This is a genomic window from Schaalia hyovaginalis, assembly GCF_014208035.1.
GTDB lineage: Bacteria > Actinomycetota > Actinomycetes > Actinomycetales > Actinomycetaceae > Pauljensenia > Pauljensenia hyovaginalis.
On sequence record NZ_JACHMK010000001.1, the window covers coordinates 440092 to 465495 of the forward strand.

Annotated in this window: 13 protein-coding genes and 1 tRNA gene; 2 read left to right on the top strand and 12 right to left on the bottom strand. The window is 70.6% G+C overall.

What is annotated here, in order from left to right; translation table 11 throughout:
• Nucleotides 1-19 precede the first annotated feature (19 nt).
• From HD592_RS01945 to HD592_RS01975, 7 genes are all read right to left on the bottom strand, one after another.
• Nucleotides 20-547 (bottom strand): 4'-phosphopantetheinyl transferase superfamily protein, encoded by a 528-nt coding sequence (locus HD592_RS01945; RefSeq protein ID WP_184451493.1) that lies wholly within the window; start codon nucleotides 545-547, stop codon nucleotides 20-22.
• Nucleotides 544-9741 (bottom strand): type I polyketide synthase, encoded by a 9198-nt coding sequence (locus tag HD592_RS01950; protein WP_184451494.1) that lies wholly within the window; start codon nucleotides 9739-9741, stop codon nucleotides 544-546. The genes HD592_RS01945 and HD592_RS01950 overlap by 4 nt, the downstream gene beginning before the upstream one ends.
• A gap of 46 nt (nucleotides 9742-9787) precedes the next feature.
• Nucleotides 9788-11392 carry an acyl-CoA carboxylase subunit beta gene (locus HD592_RS01955; protein ID WP_184451495.1) on the bottom strand — a complete coding sequence of 535 codons (1605 nt, stop codon included), beginning with the start codon at nucleotides 11390-11392 and terminating at the stop codon, nucleotides 9788-9790.
• The gene (locus tag HD592_RS01960; RefSeq protein WP_184451496.1) at nucleotides 11389-13305 is read right to left on the bottom strand and encodes an acetyl/propionyl/methylcrotonyl-CoA carboxylase subunit alpha; all 1917 of its coding nucleotides are present in this window, start codon (nucleotides 13303-13305) and stop codon (nucleotides 11389-11391) included. The genes HD592_RS01955 and HD592_RS01960 overlap by 4 nt, the downstream gene beginning before the upstream one ends.
• Nucleotides 13302-14069 carry a biotin--[acetyl-CoA-carboxylase] ligase gene (locus HD592_RS01965; protein WP_184451497.1) on the bottom strand — a complete coding sequence of 256 codons (768 nt, stop codon included), beginning with the start codon at nucleotides 14067-14069 and terminating at the stop codon, nucleotides 13302-13304. Before HD592_RS01965 ends, HD592_RS01960 begins: the two co-directional genes overlap by 4 nt.
• A 157-nt stretch (nucleotides 14070-14226) precedes the next feature.
• Complete coding sequence (locus HD592_RS01970; protein WP_184451498.1) at nucleotides 14227-14949, bottom strand: TetR/AcrR family transcriptional regulator; 723 nt, start codon at nucleotides 14947-14949, stop codon at nucleotides 14227-14229.
• 198 nt (nucleotides 14950-15147) lie between these two features.
• Nucleotides 15148-15822, bottom strand: coding sequence for a TetR/AcrR family transcriptional regulator (locus tag HD592_RS01975; RefSeq protein WP_184451499.1), 675 nt, complete (start codon nucleotides 15820-15822; stop codon nucleotides 15148-15150).
• 192 nt (nucleotides 15823-16014) lie between these two features.
• On the opposite strand from HD592_RS01975, the gene HD592_RS01980 reads away from it, so the two are divergent.
• On the top strand, nucleotides 16015-20682 hold the full coding sequence (locus HD592_RS01980; protein WP_184454341.1) for an acyl-CoA dehydratase activase-related protein: 4668 nt from the start codon (nucleotides 16015-16017) through the stop codon (nucleotides 20680-20682).
• A gap of 126 nt (nucleotides 20683-20808) precedes the next feature.
• Nucleotides 20809-20898 (top strand) — tRNA-Ser (locus HD592_RS01985).
• Between the two features lie 1116 nt (nucleotides 20899-22014).
• Here HD592_RS01985 and HD592_RS01990 read toward each other — a convergent pair.
• From HD592_RS01990 to HD592_RS02010, 5 genes are all read right to left on the bottom strand, one after another.
• A complete protein-coding gene (locus tag HD592_RS01990; protein WP_184451500.1) occupies nucleotides 22015-22266 on the bottom strand; it encodes a hypothetical protein in 252 nt (83 codons plus the stop codon).
• A 279-nt stretch (nucleotides 22267-22545) separates the two neighbouring features.
• Complete coding sequence (locus HD592_RS01995) at nucleotides 22546-23817, bottom strand: AAA family ATPase (RefSeq protein WP_184451501.1); 1272 nt, start codon at nucleotides 23815-23817, stop codon at nucleotides 22546-22548.
• Nucleotides 23814-24125, bottom strand: coding sequence for a hypothetical protein (locus HD592_RS02000; protein ID WP_184451502.1), 312 nt, complete (start codon nucleotides 24123-24125; stop codon nucleotides 23814-23816). The genes HD592_RS01995 and HD592_RS02000 overlap by 4 nt, the downstream gene beginning before the upstream one ends.
• A gap of 295 nt (nucleotides 24126-24420) precedes the next feature.
• Nucleotides 24421-24630, bottom strand: coding sequence for a helix-turn-helix domain-containing protein (locus tag HD592_RS02005; RefSeq protein ID WP_184451503.1), 210 nt, complete (start codon nucleotides 24628-24630; stop codon nucleotides 24421-24423).
• Entirely contained in the window at nucleotides 24627-24893 is a 267-nt protein-coding gene (locus HD592_RS02010; RefSeq protein WP_184451504.1) for a helix-turn-helix domain-containing protein, read from the bottom strand. Before HD592_RS02010 ends, HD592_RS02005 begins: the two co-directional genes overlap by 4 nt.
• Nucleotides 24894-25404: the final 511 nt, after the last annotated feature.

Genomic DNA, 25404 nt, shown 5'->3' on the forward strand with positions numbered 1-25404 from the left:
AGCTTTCCTTCCACTGGATTCACTGGGGGCCGGGGGTGTCGGGGCGGGCCCCGAATGCGAGGACGTGGACGAGGGCGAGCGCGAACCCGGAGTCGTGCGAGAGGGAGAGCGACCAGTCGAGCTCGGCGTCGAGCGATTCGGCGAGCTCATCGAGCCGGGCCCCCACGCGCCCGCGGAATCGGAGGAGGGGCCGGCGCCACAGGTCGTGGACGACCTCGATCTCGGACCAGTCGAGCTCCTCGGGGTGGATCGGCGGGGCCTGACCGATCAGGATCGCGGACCAGGCCTTGACGGCGGCCTCCTTCGCGGCCCAGCGGGCGGCGAGGGACTCCCCGGCTCGGGGGCCGAGGGCGGGGCCCCCGGCATTCACGCGCTCGACGCTCCACCCCTCGTCGAGGCCGAGGCAGGACGCCCACTCGGCGTCGGTGAAGACGCGGGGGAAGGCCGAGCCGGGAGCGCCGACCCGCTGCGCGAAGTCGGCGACCCCGACGAGGTCGACGCCCGAGCCCTGGGCGAGGACGGCCCTGTCCGGGCGGGGGTCCCTCATCCGCGCGCTCCCGCGGGGTAGACGCCGTCGGCGCCGATCCGGGCTCCGGGGTCGAGGAGCATCGCGGCCTCGGCCTCATGCGCGCCCGTCGCGGGGAGGCGGCGCCCCTCGATGGGCTCGAAGAGCGGGGCCCTGCCCATCATGCCGCGCTCGAGCCTCACCCGGCCCGCGCGCAGGCGCTCCTGCGCCCGTTCGCGCCATGCCCGGGCCCCGTCCTCGCCGCGCTCGGCGGCGAGGCGCGCCTCGAAGGCGCTCGGGTGGGCGAGGGCGACCAGGGCGGAGACGTGCCCGAAGCCGAGGGAGGTGAGGAGCGCGGCGCGCACGGGGGAGGCCGACAGGTCGAGCGGCCGGCGCGGCCACAGGAGCGGCGCGAAGGCCCGCATCGCCGGGTCGAGGCAGTCGAGCGAGGCGTTGCCGGGGATCACCTGGTCGCGGAAGACCTCGAGCAGGCCCGCCGTCTGGAAGACGGCCGCGCCGCCCTTCGCGTGACCCGTCACGGTCTTCTGGCTGATGACGTGGAGCGGGTTGCCCGGGGTGCGCCCGAGGGCGCGGGCGAGGGTCGCATGGAGCTCCGCCTCGTTCGGGTCGTTCGCATTCGTCGAGGTGTCGTGCTTGGAGACGACCGCGACATCATCGGCCGCAAGGCCGAGCGCGCCGAGCGCCTTCGCCAAGGCGGAGGAGGGCCCGCCGCGGCCCGCGGCCATGGCGCCGAGGCCGGGGGCCGGGATCGAGGCGTGGGCGCCGTCGGCGAAGGAGCGCGCGTAGGCGACGACGCCGAGGACGGGCAGGCCGAGATCGGCGGCGATCGAGCCGCGCGTGAGGAGGACGGTGCCGCCGCCCGCGGCCTCGAGGAAGCCCGCGCGCCTGCGGTCGCCGGCCCGCGAGAAGCGGCGCGGCGATATGCCGCGCGCGGCGAGGGCGGCGGATTCGGCGGTCGCGTTCATGTCGCCGAAGCCGGTGAGGGATTCGACGCCGATGTCGTCGATGCCGCCGGCGACGACGAAGTCCGACTTGCCGAGGGCGAGCTTGTCGCAGCCCTCCTCGATGGACACGGCCGCGGTCGCGCACGCGCCGACGGGGTGGATCATCTGCCCGTATCCGCCGACGTAGGACTGCATCGTGTGAGCGGCGACGATGTTCGGGAGGGCCTCCTGGAGGATGTCTTGGGGGCGGTCCTCGCCGAGGAAGCGGTCGAGGAAGACCTTGCGCAGCGACTCCATGCCGCCGATGCCGGTGCCCTGCGTCGAGGAGACGTCGGCGGGGTGGACGGCGGCGAGGAGCTCGATCGGGGAGAAGCCAGCCGAGACGAAGGCGTCGACCGCGGTGACGAGGTTCCACACGGCGATCCGGTCGAGCGCCTCGATCATCGGGGCGGGGACGCCCCACGCCCTCGGGTCGAAGTCGGTGGGGATCTGCCCGCCGACGCTGCGCGAGAGCGTCGCGCGGCGCGGGACGCGGACGGGGGAGCCGGCCGCCTTGCGGACCCGCCATTCCCCGCTCGCCTCGTCGAACCACGTCCGCGTCCGCTCGGGATCGGCGGCCGCGTAGGCGGCGGCGTCCTCGGCGGAACGGACGGGGAACTCCTGATCGCTCGTCAGGTAGACGGTCGCGACGTCGTCGGAGGCGGCGTCGACGAGGACGCCGTCGTCGTCGAGCGGGCGGATGCCGGCGCGGGCGATGACCTCGTCTCGGAAACGCTCGTAGACCTCCTCCTCGGCGACGTTCGCCCCGGCGGCGTCGTACCAGCCGGCCGCGGGCGACTCCGACCAGTGGAGGAGCCCGGTCATCCACGCGAGTTCGAGGACTCCGGCGGCCGTGAGGTCGAAGTCGGCGGCGTTGAGCTCGGCCTCCCTGCGCGTGCGCCCCGATCCCCATGCGGAGACCTCGCCGACGCCGACGATGACGATCTGCTCGTCGAGGGGCGCTTCGACCTCGCCCCAATCGAGGCGGTCGGCGAGGGCGGGGGCGCGGAGGTTGGGCAGGGCGCGGATCACGGCGGCCCGCCCCGACTCGCCCGCCCCGCCCGGGAGCATCCCGGCGTCGCGCAGGGCCCGGGCGCGCTCGCGCTCTGCTTCCGCGAGTGCGGGGAGGTCGAGGCCGGCCGAGGCGAGCCCGCCGGTGAGGTCGGCGTCGAGCGGGGCGAGGGCAGCGCGCTCGCGGGCGTCGGGGGTCGCGAGGGCGCAGAGTTCATCCGCGATCTCCTCGGTCGTGAAGACGTGGACGCCGGCGCGCTCGGCCGCGGGGACGAGGGAGTCGTTCGCCCCCATGAGGCTCGTCCCCTTCACCCAGCCGATGAGCGGGTGGGCGAGGGTGACGCGTTCGGGCCAGCCGCTCTCCGTCCCCCACTTGTTGACGATCGCGTCGAAGGCGGACTTCGCCTCCGCGTAGGCCCCGTCCCCGCCGAAGATGCCCCGGTTCGGCGAGCCGGGGAGGACGACGTGGAGCCTGTGGTCGATCGCGGTCGAGGCGTCGAGGGAGGCGAGGCGTTCGATCATCCGCTCGACGGACCAGAGGAGGAGGCGCTCCTGGGCGACTGCGCCGCGCGGGTCCTCGCCGAGCCTGCCCATGACGGGGGGTGCGGCGAAGGGGAGGAGGAGGGTTGGACGCAGAGCGGGCTTGACGAGGGTCGAGCTCGCGCCGCTCGTCTCGACCGCTTCGCGCCCGATCCACTCGACGAGGGCGTCGATGTCGCGGAAGGAGGCGGCATTCGCGGGGACGAGCCAGAGGGAGGCCCCGATCGCGGCGTGCTTGCGGTAGAGCTCCTTCGCGAAGGCGAGGCGGGCGTCGTCGACGCGCGAGGAGGTCATGATGACGCTCGCGCCCCCTTCGAGGAGCCTCGCGACGACGGCGGCCGCGATCGAGCGGGGGGCGGCTCCCGTGACGAGGGCGATGTCGTCGAGGAACTCCCCGCTCGGCTCCTCGAGTGCGAGGCGGGCGACCCGTTCGAAGAAGACCTTCGGCTCGCCCTCGGCGCGCGCCGCGTACCAGGAGGCGAGGTCGGCGAGATCCCGCCCGCCCCCGGTGAATCCCGCATCGGCGAGGTCGGAGGGGGTGAACTCCCCCGAGGCGAGGCGCGCGAGGTCCTCGCGGGCGAGAGCCCAGCGGTCGTCGAGGAGGACGGCGCGCCGGGGTTCGAAGGCGGGGCGCACGGAGTCGAGCCAAGCCGGGCCGAGCTCGGCCTCGACCGCCTCGGCGAGGGCGGAGAGGTCCTCTCCCGTCCCGTCGCGCGGCGCGGGGGCGTGCCCGAGGGCCTGGAGGAGGGAGCGGGCCTGGGTGGCGAGGAGGCCGTCCGCTCCGAGGATCTTCTCCGCGAGGGCGGTGAGCGCGGCCGAATCGACGACCTCCCCGCTCGCCCCTCCTCCCGATCCGGGCATCGTCACCTGAAGGCCGAGGGCCTCGGCCTCGTCGCCGATCGCGCGGTCGACGAGGGCGTCGATCTCCTGGGCGCTCGCGGCCGACGGGAGGGAGGCCAGGGCTGTTCCGCGGACCGAGTCGCCCTCGCGCGTCTCGAGGAGGATCCGGGCTTCGACGCGGCGCGCCCAGGAGGCGGGCAGGCCCCAGGGGCCGGTGACGCGCTTGGCGATGTGGCCGGCCGGAAGGCCCACCGCTCCGAGGAGCTTGCGTGTCCTGGCCCCGATCGCCTCGGTGAGGACGGGGCCGAATGCCGCGTAGGTCGGGGCCGCCCGGTCGATCGTGCCCATGAGCTCGCCGATGCTCGCCTCGGCGGCGCCCTCGATCTGAGGGACGCCGAGTTCGGAGGCCATGTCCATGAGGAGCTGGTTCCGCTTCGAGGAGACGCCGTTCGTCAGGGTGTCGACGGTGTCGGCGTCCTCGATCTGCTCGGGGCGGATCTTGTTCGACAGGGCCAGGAGGATCCGCACCGCTTCGGAGGCGGGGATCGGGGCCTCGGGGACCCGGTCGCCCGAGGTCGCGTGCGACGACGGGCTCGGAGCCGGGGCCGGGGAGGGCGTCTGGGCGGGCTCGGCCTCGGGAGCGCCGCCCGCCGCGTCCTCGGCGCCCGGACGCTCGGCGGGGCCCCCGTCGGCAGAGCCCTCGGGAATCGGGGCCGAGTCGACGGGCGCGGCGACGACGTCCTCTGAGAGGAGGCGCGCGGCGTCGCGTTCGCAGTTGAGGACCTCGACCCCTCGGGAGGCGAAGGCGGGGCGCGCCAGGGTCCGCTCGGCGAGGTTCGCGAGCGTCGGGGAGGCGCCGAGGCCGATCTCGACGAGGCGCTCGACGCCGAGGGCCTGCGCGTCGAAGAGGAGGTTCTGCGTCTCGATCCAGCGGACCGGGGAGGCGAACTGCCAGGCGAGGAGCTCGATGAGGAGGGTCCGGCCGGTCCCGGGCCGATCCGCGAGGGCGCGCGGCCAGTCGGCGAGGAGGGATTCGACCGGCCCCGAGGGGGCGACCTCGAGGATCGCCCGGGCGAAGTCCTCGGTGATCGCGAAGGGGCGTGCGACGAGGTTGGGGATGTACCGGCCGATGAGGACCTCGAGGTCGAGGTCGTCGGGGATGAGCTCTTCGAGCTTTTCGCGGAAGGGCGCGACGCCTGCGCGCAGGCGCTCGGAGTGGAAGGGGACGTCGATGCCGGGGATGAGCATGAAGGGGCGCTTGCCCCCGGCGGCGGCCGCGCGCGCCTCGGCGTCGCGCTGGAGGGCGTCGAGTCCGGCGACCGTGCCGGCGACGGCGTACTGCGTGTCGGCGAGGTTGTAGTTGACGATCTGGAGGAATTCCCCGGATTCGCGGGCGATCCCGGCGACGTACTCGCGCACGCCGGCGTCGTCAACGCCGAACTGGTTGGGGCGCAGGGCGCCGAGGCGGTAATCCGATTGGCCGTGCTCGTCGCGCTCGACGAGGTGGTGCATCGCGGATCCGCGCTGGTAGACGATCTCGAGGACCTTCTCGAAGGGGAAGATCCGCGCGCATGCGGCGAGCGCGTTGTACTCGCCGAGGGAGTGCCCCGCGTAGAAGGCCCCGGGGACGAGTGCGCCGCGCTCGCGGAGGTCCTCGGTCTGCGCGTAGGCGAGGGTCGCGAGGGCGACCTGGGTGAACTGCGTGAGGTTGAGGACGCCTTCGGGGTGGCGGTAGACCCGGGAGCCGACGCGGATCTCCTTCGGGTTGTCTGCGACGATCGCACGGATCGAGAAGCCGAGGCGCTCTCGGGTCGCGCGGTCGGCGCGCTCCCACACGGCGCGTTCGGCGGCGGAGGGGCGCTCGAGGCCCATGCCGGGGCGCTGGATGCCCTGACCGGGGTAGACGTAGGCGGTGCGGGGCGCTTCGAGGAGGGCCGTGGCCGTGGAGACGACCTCCCCGTCGACGCGGCAGGTCGCCTCGAGGACGGGGGCGGCTCCGGCGCGGCCGACGCGCTCGACGGTGATTTCGACCTCGTCGAGCAGGTCGACCATCCCGTGCATCCGGTACGACCAGGAGGCGATCCGCATCGGGGGCGTCGGGATCGAACGGATGACGCCGGGGCGGGCGGGCTCGTCGGGACCGAGCGCCCCGGAGGCCTCGATGAGGTGCTGGGCGGTCGCCGACAGCCACATCCCGTGGACGAGCGGGGCCGACAGGCCCGACAGGCCAGCGGCCGCGACGGAGGTGTGGATCGGGTTGAAGTCGCCCGTGACATTCGCGAAGGCGGTCATGTCGGCGGGCGCCTGGACGCGGGCCCGGCGGACGAAGGAGCGGGGAGTGTCGGTGACGCCGCTCTCGGGCTCGATCGAGGGCGCGGGCGAGGGCGGCTGGGTCGAGGCGACCCGCCCGCGGATCGCGAAGCGCTCGGTGAGGCGCGCGAAGGGGGAGCCCTTGGCGGCCAGGACGAGTTCGACGCGGACGAGGCGGCCGGCGGAGGAGTCGGAGAGCTCGGCGCAGTGGGCCTCGACCTCGACGCGCGTGCCGGCCGCGGGCGGGGCGTCGTCGAGGCGGATCGTGTGGTCGAGGTGGACGGCGTTGACGAGGCCCTCGATGACGGGGACGCCCTCGTGGACCGCCGTGCCGAGGGCCGTGTAGATCGCCGGCCAGCAGGGGCCGACGAGGGCGTCGGGGACGATGCTCGCGGTCCGGGCGCGCAGGGCGGCGCCGGTGACGCGGGCGTGCGCGGGGCCGAGTTCGGCCGACAGGGTGAAGGAGGCGCGGACGGTGCCGAAGCCCTCATCGGGTTCGACGGAGGGCATCGCCTCGATGCGATCGTCGTTGACGCTCGTCGTCCCGACTCCAGCGGCGCCGGCGAGGAGGTCGTAGGCGGTGACGGAGAGGCGCTCCATGTCGACGACGGGCACGGCCCCCGTCCGGCACCCCTCGGAGACGAGGAGGGGGATCTCGATCTCGCGAACCGCGTGGGGCGCGGGCTCGGCGAGGCCGTCCCAGGCGGTCTCGCACTTCACGAGGACGGCGACCCGCTCGGGCTCGGCCTCATTGATGCGGATCTCGGTCGAAGCGGGCATGGCGGCGGCGGGGTTGGTGACGAGGGTGCCCGCCCATTCGATCGAGGGGATCGCGCGGACGAACTCGGCGAGGTCGCGGCAGTCGCGGTAGCGGGCGAAGATGGGCGCGGGCTCGACGCCATCGGTCTGAAGCGCGTCGACGAGGGCGGCTTCGAAGCGGGAGAGGAGCTCTCCGACGGGCTCGTCGACGCGGTCGATGCCTGCGACGGAGCGCGGTCCGGGGATGATGCGGACGGCGTCGGCGGGGAAGCGGGGGTCCTGGGCCTGCCAGAGGGTGTCGGTGCCCCACCATCTCGCGAGGTCCGTGTCGAGGACGGGGACGAAGGGCATCGGCTTGTGGTGCTTGCGGCACAGCTCGGGGAACCATGCGGCGTCGGCGGGGGCGACGCGGGTGGAGGCCGCGTCCGGGTGGGCGTCGAGGAGGCGCGCGAGCGCCGCGGGGGCGTTAGCGATCGCGTCGGCATCGGGGAAGAGGGTGGGGATCTCGCCGTGGTCGGCGTGCGCGAGACGGGCCTCGATCCGGTGGAAGAGGTCGAGGACGCGGTCGGCCCAGGTCCAGTCGGCGTAGGGGAAGGAGAGCTCGACGGCGCGGGTCGCCCACTGCGCGTAGGTCATCTCCTCGAGGTCGCCGAAGTAGGGTTTCGCGGTCGCGTCGAGGGCGGCGACGAGCTCGTCCTTACGGGCGAGGATCGCCTCCAGGTCGCCGCCGAGCTCGTGGATGAGCCGGGATGCGCGCGAGGAGGAGTTCTCGACCTCGTGCATGTCGGCGTCGAGGTGGGACAGGCCAGAGGTCATCCCGCCCTTCACCTGCCCGCGGCCGACCCAACCGTCGCCCTCGACCCCGGGGGTGTTGACGAGGAGGCGCTTGACCTGCGGGGAGGTCCGCGCCTCGAGGGTCGCCATCGCGGCGGTGCCGACGAGAACAGCGTCGACGGGCATGCGCGGGCGCCCGTGGGCGAGGGCCCAGGAGCCGGTGAGGTAGGCGACCGCGTCCTTCGGGCGGCCGATGCCGCCGCCGACGGCGAGGACGACGTTCGGGGTCGAGCGGATGCGGGCGTAGGTCGCGAGGAGGAGGTCGTCGAGGTCCTCCCAGGAGTGGTGCCCGCCGGAGTGCCCGTCCTCGACCTGGAGGATGAGCTCGACCCAGGGGTTCGCGTCGGCGATGTCGAGGGCGCGCCCGATCTGCTCGACGGTGCCGGGCTTGAGGCAGAGGTATTCGAATCCGTCGGCGCGCAGGCGCGTGATGAGCTCTGCCGCCTCGTCGAGGTCGGGGATGCCCGCGGCGATTGTCACCGCGTCGATCGGCGCGCCGGCGCGGCGGGCCTTCGGGACGATCCGGGTCGCCCCGAACTGGAGGTTCCACATGAAGCGGTCGAAGAACATCGTGTTGAATCCGGCGGTGCGGCCCGGTTCGAGGAGGCGCTCGAGGCCCTCGCGATTCTCGGCGAAGACCTCCTCGGAGTACTGGCCGCCGCCGGCCATCTCCGCCCAGTGCCCGGCGTTCGCGGCCGCGGCGACGATCTCGGGGGCGACGGTCGTCGGGGTCATGCCGGGCAGGAGGATCGGCGACTTACCGGTGAGGCGCGTGAAGGCGGTGTCGGCGCGGACGGACCCGTCTGGGAGACGGACGAGGCGCGGCGCGAAGGACTCCCAGGAGGCCGGCGCGGGAAGGGTCGAGCCGGGGGCGTCGAGGGCGGTGCGCGCGCGCCGGGAGGAGGCGTCGAGGACGAGGGCTCCGGTGCCGGCGAGGAGGGGCTCGGTGAGGCGCCCGACCATCGGGGTGGGGCCGAGGTCGAGGAGGACGCGCGTGCCGGAGTCGAGGGCGCGGGCGACCTGCGCGGCCCAGTCGGCGGGTTCGACGAGGATCCGGGCGGCGAGGCTGTGCGCGCGCTCGGCGTCGATCTCGCGTCCTGAGGCGATGAGCGCGTCGACCCAGGAGTCGACGAGGGCGAGGGCCCCGTCGAGGAGGGGGGAGTGGAAGGGGGCGCCGATGGGGAGCGGATCGAAGACGGGGGCGAGCGCTGAGCCGCCGTGGAGGCGCTCCTCGAGTTCGCGGTTCGCGGCCTTCGCGCGGGCGTCGAGGGTGAGGCGGGCCCGGGAGAGGGCTTCGGGACGACCGGACAGGACGAGTGCGGAAGGGCCGTTGACGACCGCGATCCCCGCGTCCTCGATGTCGGCGATGGCTTCGGCGACGAGCCCGTGCGGGAGTCCGCGGACGGCGAGCATGGGGGAGTCGGCGCCGCCCGGGCGCGCTCCGAGGCGCTGGGCGGCGGATTCGGCGGCCGCGCCGATGAGGAGGGACAGGGCGAGGACGGCTCGGGCGCGCGGCTCCTCGCCGTCGATGCGGGCGCGGAGGAGTTCTGCGCCGAGGGCCCCCTGGGAGTGGCCGAGGATCGCGAGAGATTCGCGCGAGCAGTCGAGGCCGAGTGCGTCGAGGTCGGCGAGGGCGCCGAGCTGGGCGAGGAGGATGCCCGGGCCGGAGACGGCCGGGGCGAGATCCGCGGGGGAGTCGTCCGCGCCCGCGAGGACGGCTTCGAGGCGGTCGGCGGCGCCGGGGGCGGCGGTGAGGAGCTCGAGGGCGATGGGCGCGACGAACTCGCGCGCCTCGCGGTAGGCGCGGCGGATGTCCTCACCGGCGCGCGGGAGGGCGAGGGATTGCGCGAGGGCGGGCCGCCAGGCGGAGCCCTGCCCGCCGAGGAGGAGGGCGAGGGGCGAGTCGAGGGACTCGAGTGAATCGAGGGCGCTGGTCATCGGGTGCTTCCGTTCTTCTTCGTGTGGGGGTCTGGTGGGGGTTCCGTCACAGGGGGGCGTTGTCGTGGACCCTGGGGGAGTGGACGGCGCGGTCCTTGCGGGCGAGGAGGCGGAGCGAGGAGGCGATCGCCTCCCGTGTCCGCCCCGGTTCGATGAGGCCGTCGAGCTGGCCCCCGCGCAGGGAGAGGTTGGGGTTGACGGAGTGCTTCTCGTAGAGCGCCTGGTAGTGGGCGCGCTGGGCGGCGATGTCGCGGCCCTGCTGCCCGGCCTCGGCGAGCTGACGGCGGAAGACGATGTCGACCGCGCCCTCGGAGCCCATGACGGCGATCTGGGAGGCCGGCCAGGAGAAGCTGACGTCCGCGCCGAGGGACTTCGAGCCCATGACGATGTAGGCGCCGCCGAAGGCCTTGCGGATGATGACGGTGACGAGGGGGACGCTCGCGCTCGCATAGGCGGTGATGAGCTTGGCTCCGCGGCGGATGATCCCGGCGCGCTCCTGCTCGGAGCCGGGCCGGTATCCGGGGACGTCGACGAGGGTGACGATGGGGATCCCGAAGGCGTCGCAGAAGCGGACGAATCGGGCGGCCTTCTCCGAGGCGTCGACGTCGAGGGTGCCCGCGTCGACGGCCGGCTGGGAGGCGACGATCCCGGCGGGGCGCCCCTCGAAGCTCGCGAAGCCGATGAGGATCGAGGGCGCGAAGAGGGGCTGGACCTCGAGGAACTCCTCATTGTCGGCGATCGCCTCGACGACCTCGACCATGTCGTAGGCCTGTTTGGGGGATTCGGGGACGAGGTCGCCGACGCGCGAGGCGTTCGGCGGTTCGCTCATAGTGGGGTCGTAGGCGAAGAGGGGCGCGGGCTCCTCGCAGTGGGAGGGGAGGTAGGACAGGAGGGTCCGCGCGTAGTCGAGGGCCTCGGACTCGTCCTCGGCGAGGAAGTGCGCGACGCCGGAGACGGAGTTGTGGAGGTCGGCGCCGCCGAGGTCCTCGGCGGCGATGTCCTCCCCGGTCGCGGCCTTCACGACGGAGGGGCCGGTGACGAACATGTACGAGGAGGCCTTCGTCATGATGATGAAGTCGGTGAGGGCCGGCCCGTAGACGGCGCCGCCCGCGCAGGGACCGAGGATGACGGAGAGCTGGGGGACGACGCCCGAGCATTCGCTCGTCTTCTTGAAGATCCGCCCGTACTGGGCGAGCGCCGTGACGCCCTCCTGGATGCGCGCGCCGCCCGAGTCGAGGAGGGCGATGATCGGGATCCGCAGGGAGAGGGCGCGGTCCATGAGGCGGAGGATCTTGTCGCCCTCGACCTGCCCGAGGGTGCCGCCCTGGACGGAGAAGTCCTGGGCGTACACGGCGACGGGCCGCGAGTCGATCGTCCCGGCGCCCGTGATGACGGCCGAGCCGAGGGCGCCCTTGTCGATGTCTCCGCCTGCGAAGCGGTCGAGTTCGGTGAAGGAGCCCTCGTCGAGGAGTTCGGCGATGCGCTCGCGGGCGGTCCGCCTCCCGTGGGGGTGCTGGCGGGAGCGGGCGCGCTCCTCGGCGGCTTCGACGACCTCGCGGTTGCGGGCGGCGAAGTTCTCGCGGGAGACGGCGACGCCCTCGTCGGGCCGGTCCTGCGTCCCAGTTGCTCGGGAGTCGTGCGCTTCGGTCATCGCGTCTCCTCTTCGGGTTCGACGAGGACGAGGGGGTCCCCGGCTGTGACGGAGTCCCCGGCGGCGACGCGGATGTCTGCGATCCTCCCGCCCCGGTGGGCGAGGATCGGCTTCTCCATCTTCATCGATTCGAGGACGAGGACGAGGTCGCCCGCGTTCACGCTCTGCCCGACCTCGACGAGGACGCGGACGACGGTCGCCTGGATCGGAGCGCGGAGCGCGGGTCCGGAGTCGGCGGCGCCCCGCTCCTCGCGGCGTCCGCCGCGCTTGCGGAGGTGCTGGGTGCGGGCGGGCCGCTCAGGGATTGCCCCGCTCCTGCTGGCGAGGTCGAAGAACTCCCTGGGGAGGCGGAGGGTCGTGCGCCGCCCGTCGAGTTCGATCGTGAAGGACTCCATGTCCTCCGGTTTGGCGCCCCCGGGGGCGCTCCTGGCGGGGCGGGCGGGGGAGGGGACGGGGGCGGCGAGTTCGTCGAGGATCCTCGATTCCTCGAACCACTTCGTGTGGACGGCGAAGGGGCGTTCGCCTTTCGGGAATCGTCCGCCGGCCGTTCCGGGCGGGCCCGCGGGCAGGGGCCTGGCCGCGGGCGAGTCCGGGCCGCAGAAGTCGGGGTGGGTGATGATCTTCTCGATGAGGGGGACCGAGGTCGGCAGGCCTTCGAGGGAGAATTCGCCGAGGGCGCGGCTCAGCCGTGCGAGCGCGTCGGCGCGGGTCGGGGCGGAGACGATGAGCTTGCCGATGAGCGAGTCGTAGTCGGAGCCGATCGCGTCGCCGGGGCGGATGAAGGCGTCGACGCGCACTCCGGGCCCGCCGGGCCAGGAGATCTGCGAGATGCGTCCGGTCGCGGGCATGAGTCGGGCGGCGGGGTCCTCGGAGGTGATGCGGACTTCGAAGGAGTGGCCGCGCGCCGCTCGGCGTTCGCTGAGCGGCAGGGAGTCGGCGATGCGGATCTGCTCGGCGACGAGGTCGATGCCCGCGACCTCCTCGGAGACGGTGTGCTCGACTTGGAGGCGGGGGTTGACTTCGAGGAAGTAGACGCTCGAGTCCTCGGCGACGAGGAATTCGCAGGTCCCGACGCCGATGTAGTCGACGGCCTCGAAGAGGGCGCGGGAGTGGGATTCGAGGGCGCGCTCGACGGCGGGCGCCAGGTGCGGTGCGGGCGCCTCCTCGACGACCTTCTGGTTGCGGCGCTGGACCGAGCAGTCGCGGGTCGTGATGACCGCGAAGGAGCCGTGGGCGTCGCGGGCGCACTGGGTCTCGACGTGGCGCGCCCTCGTCACCATCTTCTCGACGAAGTAGCCGTTCAGGGGCGCGGAGCCGAGGAGGGCCTCGAAGTGGCCGAGGACGTCGTCCTCGGAGTCGAAGCGCGTGATCCCGCGCCCGCCGCCGGCGTCGGCGCGCTTGACGAGGACGGGATAGCCGGCGCGGCGCGCGAAGTCGAGGAGGCGGTCTCGGGCGGCGTCGGGGCGGGTGGGCAGGGGCGTTCCGGGGATGACGGGGACGCCGGTCTTCGCCGCGATCGCGCGGGCGGAGATCTTGTCGCCGAGGGAGCGGATCGCGTTCGCGCTCGGGCCGATCCACACGAGCCCGGCCTTGCGGACCGCGGCGGCGAAATCGGCGTTCTCGGAGAGGAAGCCGTATCCGGGGTGGATCGCGTCGGCCCCCGATTTCTTCGCCGCCGCGAGGATCGCCTCGATCGAGAGGTAGGTGTCGGCGGGCGCGGATCCGCCCAGGGCGAGCGCTTCGTCGGCGAGGTCGCAGGCGAGGGAGTGCATGTCCTGGTCGGAGTAGACGGCGACCGAGGCGAGGCCGAGGTCGCGGGCCGTTCGGATGACGCGGACGGCGATCTCGCCGCGGTTGGCGATGAGGATCTTGCGGATCGGGCGTTTCGCGCGGCGTTTGAAGAGGAAGCTCATGGGCGTTCTCCTCGGGTCGGCGCGGGCAGATCGACGTCGCCCGCGGTGATGGTGAGGCGCCGCCCTCGGGCGTCGAGGGCGAGGAGGGCGCCGTCGGCGGCGAGGCCGTCGGGGAGGATCGGCAGGGGCGGGCGTCCGGGGAGGCGGACCGTCGTCCATTCGCCGAAGGGGAGGAGTCGGGAGGCGCAGGCCTCGTGCCAGGAGGAGGGGTCGGCGGCGAGGAGGCGGGCGAGGGCGGTGATGATCGCGGGGAGGATCGATTCGCGCGCTTCGGAGGGGGTCTCGCCTTCGAGGAGGGGGACTGCTCCGGCGCCTTCGCCCGCGCTTTCAGGCGCCGTCTCGAGGTTGACTCCGATGCCGACGCCGATCCGGTGGAGGCCGGTGGCCGGGTCGGTTCCGAGGTGCTCGCAGAGGATCCCCGCGGCTTTGCGGCCGTCGATGAGGACGTCGTTCGGCCATTTGAGGAGCGGGGAGGCGCCGCGCGCCTCGAGGGCCCGGGCGACTGCGATCCCGGCGAGGAGGGGCGTCCAGGTCAGGTGGTGTTCGGCGCTCTCGACGAGGATCGCCGTGAGGATCGAGGAGGAGGCGTCCTCCCATCGGCGGCCCGAGCGCCCGCGGCCCGCGTTCTGGTGGTCGACGAGGATCGTCGTGAAGGGGGCGAGTCGTTCCTCGGCTTCGGCGCGGGCGAGGACGGCGAGGGCGGAATCGACCTCGCCGAAGCGGCGGAGCGCGAAGGGGGCGGGGGAGTCGGGGGCGGTGTTCATCGGATCCCACCCTGGGGCGCGTCGCGGGGGCGCGCGAATACGGTTCCGTATTTTCGGCGGGATCCCGCGAAAAAGTTCAGCATTTGAGCTACCGCGGAATCTCAAGGAGTGGGAGGCGCTGAATGGGATCTGCTCCCCTGCGCGCCCGCGCCCCCGTTCAGCTGCGCGGGCGCGAGGAGGCGTAGAGGATCGTGAGGACGACCTCGAGGATCTCGCGCGCCGCGGAGGACTTCGCCCCGGCTCGCGGGGCCGATGATGCGTCCTCCTCGGAGCCTCGGGTCCGCTCGTCGGCCCCGACCCGTTCGGAGGCGGAGAGCCTCCAGCCCGCGATCGCCGAGGCGCGCAGGACGACGCCGATCACCGAGTGCGTGAGGGCCCGGCGCGAGGAGACGAGTTCGCGGCCCGCCGCCGAGAGGATCGTCACGAGGACCAGGCCGAGTTCGTCGACGAATTCCTCGTTGATGGCGCTGAAGCGCTCCGCCCATTCGGGGTCGCGGATCGAGCGGAGGATGAGCTCGGAGTGGAGGAGGTAGAGGTCCCGCTCGACGCCGATCGCGTCGAGCGCCTCGAAGAGGAGGTTCTCCATGAGGAGCGCCTCGGAGTCGCGGTCCCCGCCCGCTCGGGCGGGCGCGGCTTCATCGCCCGGGGCGCTCCAGCGCTCGACGGTCGCGCGGAGGCGCTTGATGAGGCCGGTGTACTCCTCCTCGGCGAGGGCTGCGAGGAGGGAGTCCTTCGAGGAGAAGTTCGAGTAGAAGGCCCCGCGGGTGAAGCCGGCGGCTTTGCAGATGTGCTCGAGAGAGGTCGCCTCCATGCCCTCGTTGATGATGATCCGGCGCGCGGCTTCGATGAGCCGGTCCTGGGTCTGAAGTCGATTGCCCATGGAATCCCCCTCGGATCGGTGCTGCTCGTCGTGTTGATCGTAGAGTCCCGTCGCGGGCTCCGCCCGGGCTCGGTCCGCGCGGCGGCGCCGACCCCTCGATCCGCCCCGGCCGGGCTGTTCCCGATCACGGGTGGGTCTGAGGCTTTCTGCTCGTCATCAGCGGCCCTTCCGGGAGGCGGCGGGCCTCCCGGTGCGCTTTCAGGGCGCCGCCCAGAATCGATCGATGCGCTCTTGCAGATAGGGGGTCAAAAGGTCGATGAAGCGCTCGCGCGGCATGGAGGCGATCGGTTCGAGCTTGACGATGTAGCGCATCGACGCGATCCCGTACATGGTGCCCAGGGTGAGGGCGATCTGCTCGCCGAATCGCTCGTCCGCTCCGAGGTAGTCGCCGACGAGGTCGATGATCTCGGTGCGGATGTACGTGCGGAAGCGGCGTGAGGTCGCGGCATCCGTCAGCAGCGCGCGCATCAGGGCGAAGAGGGTGTCCGCCGTGAGCTTCTCCTCGTAGATCGAGATCCCGTATTCGAGGAGGCGCCGGGCCGCGCCCTCGGGGCCCGGGGCGAGCAGGCGAATGACTTCGGCCGCGGGGTCGAGGGGCAGGTCCATGCACGCGCGGAAGAGTTTCTGCTTGGAGCCGAAGTAGTAGGAGACGAGGGCGGGGTCGCATTCGGCGCGCCGGGCGATGGCGCGAACCGTCGCCCCGTCGTATCCGCGCTCGATGAACTCCTCGCGGGCGGCGGTGAGAATCCGGGAACGGACTTCGCCCCGGGCGGCGGCGGGTCCTCTGTGGCTCGAGCCGGAGGCGCGCTTCTTCGAGGTGCCCGCGCTTCGAGACGTCGCTCGCTTCTGAGAGTCGGCGGCGATTTCCGTCATCTGGGTCTTCTCCTAATGGCTGCACCTGGTTTCCACGCGCGGGCTGTTCCGCCCTCGTCCCCATTGTCGTCGGAATCCGTGCGTTGCGCTTGATTCCGCGCCTTGGGCGAAGTGACGATCCATGATCTCACTGTATTTTCATCACTCTGGAAATTCCTGCTCGCCCCTCCTAATTTCACGAATGTGGAAATGATGCGAGAAGGCCTCGGCCCGAGCCTGCGGACGACCACCGCGAAACGACCCCCCGATCACCCCTGCCCCCTCGGCATCGACGTGGGATCGACAACGGTGAAGGCCGTCCTCCTCGACGCCGACACCATCCTCTTCGCCGACTACCGCCGCCACAACGCCGACGTCCGCGCCGAACTCGGCAGGCTCCTCGCCGATATCGAAGCCGAGTACCCCGGTCTCGAGGTCCGCGCCGCGATCACCGGCTCCGGCGGTCTCGCTGCGGCCCGCGCCATGGGCATCCCCTTCGTCCAGGAGGTCATCGCCGGCACCGAATCCGCCAAGCGCCTCCACCCCGAGGCCGACGTCATCATCGAGCTCGGCGGCGAGGACGCCAAGCTCACCTACCTCCACCCCACGCCCGAACAACGGATGAACGGCACCTGCGCGGGCGGGACCGGCGCATTCATCGACCAGATGGCGACCCTGCTCAAGACCGACGCCTCCGGCCTCGACGACCTCGCCGCCAATCACACGCAGCTCTACCCGATCGCCTCCCGATGCGGCGTCTTCGCCAAATCCGACCTCCAGCCCCTCATCAACCAGGGCGCCGCCCACTCCGACCTCGCCGCCTCGATCTTCACCTCCGTCGCCACCCAGACCATCGCGGGCCTGGCGAACGGACGGCCGATCCGCGGCACCGTGATGTTCCTCGGGGGCCCGCTCCACTTCCTCCCGCAGCTCCGCGCCGCCTACCGGGCCCTCCTGCCCAAGGCCGACGCCTTCATCACGCCCGAGAACGCCCAGCTCTACGTCGCGATCGGCGCAGCGCTCCTCGCCGAGCGCGACCACCGCCGCGTCCTCGCCGCCGCTTCCCCCGAGCCCTCCGTTCACGAGGGCGGGGCCGGCGGGACTGCGGGAGGCGCGACGAAGACCGATTCCGCCCGCCCCCTGCTCTCCCTCATCGATTCCCTCAAGACCGCGACGATCATCGCCGAATCCCCCCGCATGCGCCCCCTCTTCGCCAGCGAGGCCGAACGCGCCGAATTCACCGAGCGCCACGGCGCCGAGGTCATCGAGAAGGCCGACATCTCCCAGGCCCAGGGGCGCTGCTGGCTCGGCGTCGACGCCGGATCGACGACCATCAAAGCCGTCCTCATCGACGAATTCGACCGCATCGTCTTCACCCACTACGCCTCGAACGAGGGCGACCCCGTCGCCGCGGCCGTCGAGATCGTCAAGCGCGTCCGCTCCGAACTGCCCGCGGGCGCCGTCATCGGCCGCGCCTGCGCGACCGGCTACGGCGAGAACCTCGTCACCGCGGCCCTGACGATGGACGAGGGCGAGATCGAGACGATGGCCCACTTCCGCGCCGCCGAGCACATCGCGCCCGGCGTCACCTCGGTGATCGACATCGGCGGCCAGGACATGAAGTACCTGCGCATCCGCGATCGCGCGGTCGATTCGATCAGCGTGAACGAAGCCTGCTCCTCGGGCTGCGGCTCCTTCCTCCAAACCTTCGCCGAGACGATGGGGGTCGACGTCCGCACCTTCGCGAAGGCCGCGATGGACTCGAGCTCGCCCGTCGACCTCGGCACCCGCTGCACGGTCTTCATGAACTCCTCCGTCAAGCAGGCCCAGAAGGAGGGCGCCGACGTCCGCGACATCTCCGCGGGCCTGTCCTACTCGGTCGTGCGCAACGCCCTCTACAAGGTCATCAAGCTCAAGGATCCCTCCGACCTCGGCGAGCGCGTCGTCGTCCAGGGCGGCACCTTCCTCAACGACTCCGTCCTGCGCGCCTTCGAGCTCCTCACCGGGCGCGAGGTCGTCCGCCCCGACATCGCCGGCCTCATGGGCGCCTACGGGGCCGCCCTCACCGCGCGCATGCACGACTCGGGGCAGGGCGAGTCGACCCTGGCGCGCATCGAGGACCTCGAGTCCTTCTGCGTCGAGACGACCCGCAAGACCTGCCGCCTGTGCCAGAACCACTGCCGGATGACGATCTCGACCTTCTCCAACGGCGAGCGCTCCGTGTCCGGCAACCGCTGCGAGCGCGGCGCCTCCCTCGAGCGCATCCCCAAGAAGTCCGAACTGCCGAACATGTTCGACTGGAAGTACAAGCGGATCTTCGGTTACCGGCGCCTCACGGAGGCGAAGGCCTTCCGCGGCGACATCGGCGTGCCCCGCGTCCTCGGCATGTACGAGAACTACCCCTTCTGGTTCACCATGCTCACGAAGCTCGGCTTCCGCGTCATGGTCTCGGGCCGCTCCAACCACGAGCTCTTCGAGACCGGCATGGAGTCCATCCCCTCGGAGAACGTCTGCTACCCGGCCAAACTCGTCCACGGGCACATCGAGTCCCTCCTCGACAAGGGGATCCGGACGATCTTCTACCCCTGCGTGAACTACGAGCAGGAATCGACCGGCGCGGACAACCACTTCAACTGCCCCGTCGTCGCGACCTACCCCGAGGTCATCCGCAACAACATGGAGCGCCTGAACGAGCCGGGCGTGAAGTTCATCAGCCCCTTCGTCAACCTCGGCAACCGCGACTACCTGCCCGCCCACCTCGTGAGAACCTTCGCCGAGTACGGCTACGAGATCCCGCTGGAGGAGATGAGGGCCGCACTCGACGCCGCCTGGGACGAGGACGCGGCGGTGAAACGCGAGATCAGGGAGAAGGGCGAGGAGTCCATCGCCTGGATGCGCGCCCACGGGGTCCGCGGCATCGTCCTCGCCGGGCGCCCCTACCACCTCGACCCCGAGATCAACCACGGCATCCCCGAGGTCATCGTCGGCCTCGGCATGGGCGTCCTCACCGAGGACGCGGTCGTCGACGGCCGCCTCGAGCGGCCCCTGCGCGTGCGCGACCAGTGGAGCTACCACTCGCGCCTCTACGAGGCCGCCGCCCGTGTCGGCGACGAGCCCGACCTCGAGCTCGTCCAGCTCAACTCCTTCGGCTGCGGCGTCGACGCGATCACCGCCGACCAGGTCCAGGAGATCCTCGAGGGCCGCGGCGACGTCCACACGGTGCTGAAGATCGACGAGGTCTCCAACCTCGGCGCCGCGAAGATCCGGCTGCGTTCGCTCGATGCGGCCGTCGCTGAAAGGGCCTCCGTCTCCGAGCGCATCGACACCGCCCTCGTCGATCCCGCCGAAGCGGCCGCCGCGGCCGAAGGCGAAGGCGTCGCCGCCGGGCACATCCACCCGCGTGCGGTCTTCACGAAGGAGATGTTCGACGCCGGCTATGAGATCCTCGCCCCCCAGATGGCGCCGATCCAGTTCCGCCTCGTCATGCCCGTCCTCAGACGGGCCGGGTTCAGGGTCCGACTCCTCGAGCGCACGAGTCGCGACACCATGGAGACCGGCCTGAAATTCGTCAACAATGACGCCTGCTACCCGGCGATCGTCGTCATCGGCCAGCTCATCGACGAGTTCGTCTCCGGGCGCGCCGATCCGGACCGCACCGCCGTCGGCATCACGCAGACCGGCGGCATGTGCCGTGCGACGAACTACGCGGCCCTGCTGCGCAAGGGTCTGCGCGACGCCGGGTACCCGCAGGTGCCCGTCATCGCGCTGTCGGTCCAAGGGCTCGAGGACAATCCCGGGTTCCGGACGACCCTGCCGATGCTCCACAAGGCGATTCAGGCGATCGTCATCGGCGACGCCCTCCAGTCGATGCTCCTGCGCGTCCGCCCCTACGAGGCGGTGCCGGGATCGGCGATGGCCCTCTACCGGCGCTGGGATGCGATCTGGCAGGAGTGGCTCCAGACCGGGGCGTCGGCGACTTTCGGGAAACGGCTGGGCTACTCGCGCCTCATCGCCGAATGCGTCGAGGAGTTCGACGCCCTCGAGCTCCTCGACATCCCCCGCAAGCCCAGGGTCGGTCTCGTCGGCGAGATCCTCGTGAAGTTCCACCCGGATGCGAACAACCACGCCGTCGACGTCATCGAGTCCGAAGGCTGTGAGGCGGAGCTGCCCGGCCTCATGCAGTTCTTCCACAACTCGGTCGCGACTTCGCAATGGGACAGGGAGAACCTCGGGATCAACGGGCGGGGCCTAAGGCTCTTGCCGCTCGCGCTGTGGGCGATGCTCCAGTACGAGAAACCCGTGAAGAGGGCCTTCGCGGCGACGGGCGGCAAGTTCGAGCCGCACCGCGACGTGCGCGACATGGCCGCGCGCTCTCAGGAGATCGCCCGCCTCGGCAACCAGGCCGGCGAGGGCTGGTACCTCACGGCCGAGATGGTCGACATGATCGAGCACGGCTGTCCGAACATCATCTGCGCCCAGCCCTTCGCCTGCCTGCCGAACCACATCGTCGGCAAGGGCATGTTCCGGGCCCTGCGCACCCGCTACCCGGAGGCGAACATCGTCGCCGTCGACTACGACCCGGGCGCGTCCGAGGTCAATCAGCTCAACCGCATCAAGCTCATGCTCTCCACGGCGATCGAGCGCCGCAACGACACCGGGGATGCGGGCGGGGTCCTGCAGCTCCACGCTTCCGCCTGCGCGGGGGACGAGGGCGGGACAGCGGTGGGCGAGGGCGAGGGGCCGGAGCCCTCGGCCTGCGGCTGCGGGGGCGTCCGCTCCTCGTCGCCCTGCGGCGGCGCTTCAGGGGAGGAGGGGGCTCGTCGGCCCGTCGAGCTCGGAATGCCGAGCCTGCCCGGGCGACGGGGGATCGCTTTGCGCTGACTTGCGCGGGGGCTCATGCGGGCGCGTCGCGACGCCGCCTGCCGACGGATGGCGATGTGGGACGGATCGCAATGAGCTGATCGAATTGGCGAGCTCGGTGGCGGGGGCGCTATACTCGTTCCCACTGGTAGCGTGTCCGAGCGGCCGAAGGTGCAGCACTCGAAATGCTGTGTGGTGTCACAGCCACCCTGGGTTCAAATCCCAGCGCTACCGCCACGGTTTGCCCCGTGATTCCAACGAAAAGTCGGAGTCGCGGGGCAAATTTGTATAGCGCGGGCGCCCGTCGGGTACACACGGGGTACACGGCGCGCTGGGAATGACTCCGAGACGCTGCACGACTCGGAAGGTCTCGCCCTGCTCCTCGAACTTGATCCGCTCACCCTCTCCCGCCACGGTCACCACTACAAGGACCCCGCCCGTCGCTCCTTCCTCGAGGTCGTCGGAGTGAGCGACCGTGATGGCGGGACCGTCGAGGTGGCCGGCAGTGCTCCTCTCCCCCGACACTAGGGGGCGCGCGTGAGGGAAGGGCGCTGCGTCAATCTGACTGACACCCTCCGGGCTGGGAAGCAGACACAGTGCCTCCCGGCCCGGAGGGGCCTTCACGCGGATGACGCCTCTTCGTTGATGACGGCGCAAGCGAATAAGCGTTACGTGCCCTCCCTTTAGCCCGTGAGTATGGCCCGGGCTGTTTCACCTGTTCACAGCCTGTTCAACCGCGCTCGTGGGTCCTCTGTGTGTGGAGGTCGCTATGCCTCGTGGAGCGCGAGGCAGGTGGGGGGAGGGGGATACCCCGGGGCACCCACACCCGACCGCTACGCGTATGCGCCCTCGGACTGTGTACGGGTTTTCGGGATTCGGTACCGTGCCGTCCTGTGTGCGTGCGTGCGTGTGAGGGTGGGTGTTGGGGCTTCATGTGTTGGGGCAACGCGAGCACTGGGGAGGGGCCTTGGGATCGCGAAACATCTGCGCGGGCCGTCACGATGGGGTTCCACTATTTGGAAACCCCTCAGAGGAGGGGGTCCACACTGAACGTGGACCCCCTGCGCCTCTGATGGTGGGTGAGTGGTGGCCCATTTCGGGCCGATAGGGGCGCTCGCGGGCCCGCTGTGGGCGTCGCGTGAGGGCGGGTGAGTTTGTGGTGATCTGCGCGCATGGGAGCGCTGGCGGGTGTGTGGGCGAAAATTTTGAACCCTGCGCGCATTTTTCAGTTTTCACCGGCGGTCCGGAGTCATTGTGCCTGGGGTTCCCCCCTGGGATGTGCGGGTGAATGGATGTGACTCAGAATCATCCCATCCCCGACGCGCCCACTGCCCTGGGGTGGGCACAATCCGCCTACTCGATTGGCTGTCGCGTCCCGTGGTGTGCCGTCCAGCGTTTGCGGTCGCGCGTGTACTCCTTGAGGGCGGTTGCTAAGCGTTCGGCGTCCTCGAGGTCGCGCACGACGATGCTCGGGATGTGGAGTGCGGGCCCGGCTTGTTCCCACTCGTCGAGAGTGTGGGCGGTCGGCCCGGTGATCGTAAGGTCGTGGCCTTCAATGGTCGCGACGATGCGCGCGCCGGGGGCTGGCCGGTGAATGACTGACATGGGAGGGTGATCCTTTCTCCCTGGTGGCGTATCCGCGAGCGCGGGCCGGTGAATGACTGACTTTTCCGAGGATGCTCGGAAAACAGGGCTGGGGAGGATCCGGGTAGGGGCATGGCACCCGCGCCCTTTTCGCGGGTGGCCTCGGCTTGGATCCTCGATCATCATCAATGAAACGCGGATCCCCAGCGCATGGGGCCCCTGCGAGCGCGGCCCGTTGAGTGAGTGTCCCGAGGTCGAAGGCTTGCCCACTCGTGATCCGGATCGGTGGAGTTGCTCGGCTCATGCTGCGCCGTCCTCCCATAGGGGTGCGGTCTGTGGTTCCGGTTCCGTACCCATAGTGTGGGAACTGGGAACTATCGCGGGAACCGCATTGGGGTGAGTAGTTCCGGGAACTGTCCGGGAACCGTCGGGAACCGTGGAATCATGCGGGAACTGTGCCGCCCGCCGTCCCGTTGTGGGGATAGTTCCCGGTTCCGTACCCATAGTGTGGGAACTGGGAACTGCATCCAACTCCGATTCCTTCCTCCGCTTCGCCTCTGCGAGCGCTTTCGCTGCGTCCTCCCGGCGAATGTGTAGGACGCTGCACGCTCCGGAGATGGTCATCGCGAACACGTTCGGATCCTCAAGCAGTCGGCGAACATGATCTTCGTTGGCCGCGCTGTCGGGGTTGCGCTCATTGTCGCCGGGCGCATACAGGTGCCAATTGAGCCGGTCGCCGTCCGTGTCCATGACGAAACGCGCTGCGAGCGGTTCACGCTCCTCTGTGCCCGTGGGGGACGCTCCGCGCAATCCCCCGAACCGATCCTTCGCAATCGAGATGTACGCGGCCCCGCCATGCCCGGGCGCGAACGGTCGACGCGCGTCCTTCTTGACGCGAAGGTAAGCGCCGTTCACCGCTCTGCGCTTCGCGGCCGTCCCAGTCGCTCCGAGTTTCGCCGTCTCCCGATTCTTCGGCTCATGATCGATAGCGACAACGGCGGCCCCGGCCGACGCAAGACGGGTGAACACCGCCCGATGTACGGCCGTATAGTCGTCGGGACTGTTTGAGTTGCCGCCCCGAAGTGGCACAACCTCGCCCACCGAATCGACGACGACGAGAGCCGGGCGGAACGTTGAGACGGCAATCGAGATCACCGCTTGTAGGTCCTGCCACTCGTCGGGCTCGGAGACGCGGAACCGAGTCCGGTCGACCACGGTCGCGAAGGGAACCCCGAACGCGAGTAATCGAGCACCAATCGCCTGTGCACCGTTATGATCCAGGTCGACGAATAGGGCACGCCCCCCATCGGTCAGCACCTCGGCAATGGCCGCGAGCGCAATCCACGTCTTGCCAGACTCGGACTCGCCAAACAGCACGTTCACCGCGTTGGCATAGAACAATCCGATACGGTCATCCCTGCGCATAACGGTGGGCTTGGGCGGCCGGTAGCCGTCGGCGAGCACAACCGCAAGATCGGTGAACAGCGGGTGCCCGTCCGAGTCGTGCCAGCCGTCCGAATCACCATCCTCACCGGGTGCGTAGTCCTCCCAGGTGTCGGGCTCGAGGTTCACGCCGCACCCCCCAACACGCGACGCCACGGGGACCCATCGGCATCAATGCGCTCACGGTCCGCTCTGGCTTGAGCCTCCCGCACGACATCGCCGCGCCGGTGACACAACTCCTCGAAGATCGGATTCGACGCCGCCCACTGGGCCACGGCAACGCCATGACGTTGAAGGCGCGCCATGTCCTCTTCTGCGGCCCGATACCCCTCCTCGAACTGCGCGCGATTAGTCTCCTTTAGGCCACACGCGTAGCCCTCTTGGACTCCGATCATGTGGCCGAACGCTTCGCCCGCGTCAAAACCGTTGAGGTACATGGGACATCCGCGAGCCGTACACTTCCATTCGCTCATTCGTCCGCCCCCTCGTCTGCGAGGGCGACAAGGCGAAGGGCGAGAATGTCGAGCCGTTCAACAATCCGCCGAACTTCCGATGAGAAACGCCCTCGCGCACCTTCGACGACAGTCCGGCCGGTCGTCTCTGCGAGCCTGAGCGCGGATCCGTGGAGCGCATGCCACGCGGTTCGCTCCATGTCCCCGGAGGCCGTATGCTTGACAGTGGCGACGGTCGTCCCGCCCTTCGGGGCGGGGCGGCTTCTTCTTTGCTTCATAGTCACGCCACCTCCCGAACGGTCGGGGAGTCGAGTCCGAGACGCTTGAATTCGGAGACGGGGATCCGCACGACGGTCCCGATCCGGATCCCGCGAAGTTCGCCCCGGTCGATGAGGCTCCGCACGGTCGATTCGGACATGTCGCACATGAGCGCGAACTTCTTCACGGACAGGTTGAGCGCGTCCGTCGTCGTCGGCTTCTTGACGGTCATCGAAGGTCGCCGCCTTCGGGGAGGATGCTCAGTCGGGCGAGCTCTTCGGCGGGGATCCGCACCATTCGGCGGCCGATCTTCACTCCCTTGATATCGCCGTGGGCCACCATGAGGCGGACGCCCTTCGCGGTGCATCCGATCATCTGGGCGACTTCGGCGGGCGTGTAGGCGGTCCGTCCGGCGGTGTGGGAGGTGCCGCGTGGGTCACCTTCAAGGGTGTTGGAAGGTGTGTGAGTGTGCGCAGGGGCGTCGATATGCGCCATGATGGATGTGCTCCTTCAAGTTCATGCAAGGACAAGGGGAGTGACGGGCCGGGGATTCGGTGGCCGCCTTAGGGGGCGGTCCGGCGTTGCAGCGCCGTTCGGATCCTCGGCTTCGTCGTAACTGCCGAACGGGGGTTTCGGTTCCCCGCTGGCGTCATCAATGGTCGCACAACGGCATGAAAAAGGCGTGTGACGCCTTTATGGGCTGACCTGCCGATCCGCTGCGCCCGTGGATATATAGCCGTCGATAGCCGTCGATAGCCGTCGATAACCGTCGATAACCGTCGATAACCGTGTGTTGGGCATGTGACTGCGGATGCCCGCAGCGAAACGTTGAAATGACGCCGTTCTTCCTGTGGATAAATCTGCAGAATGTGAATTGCAACACACATGGAATGGATGCGGATCCCGCTGCGCCGCTCCCTGCCCCTCGGGGCGAGTTGTCCACTGGTCCGCGAGCGCGAAAAGTTGTGGATATCCTTCCTCGTCAACTTCCTGAGGTCGTACATCT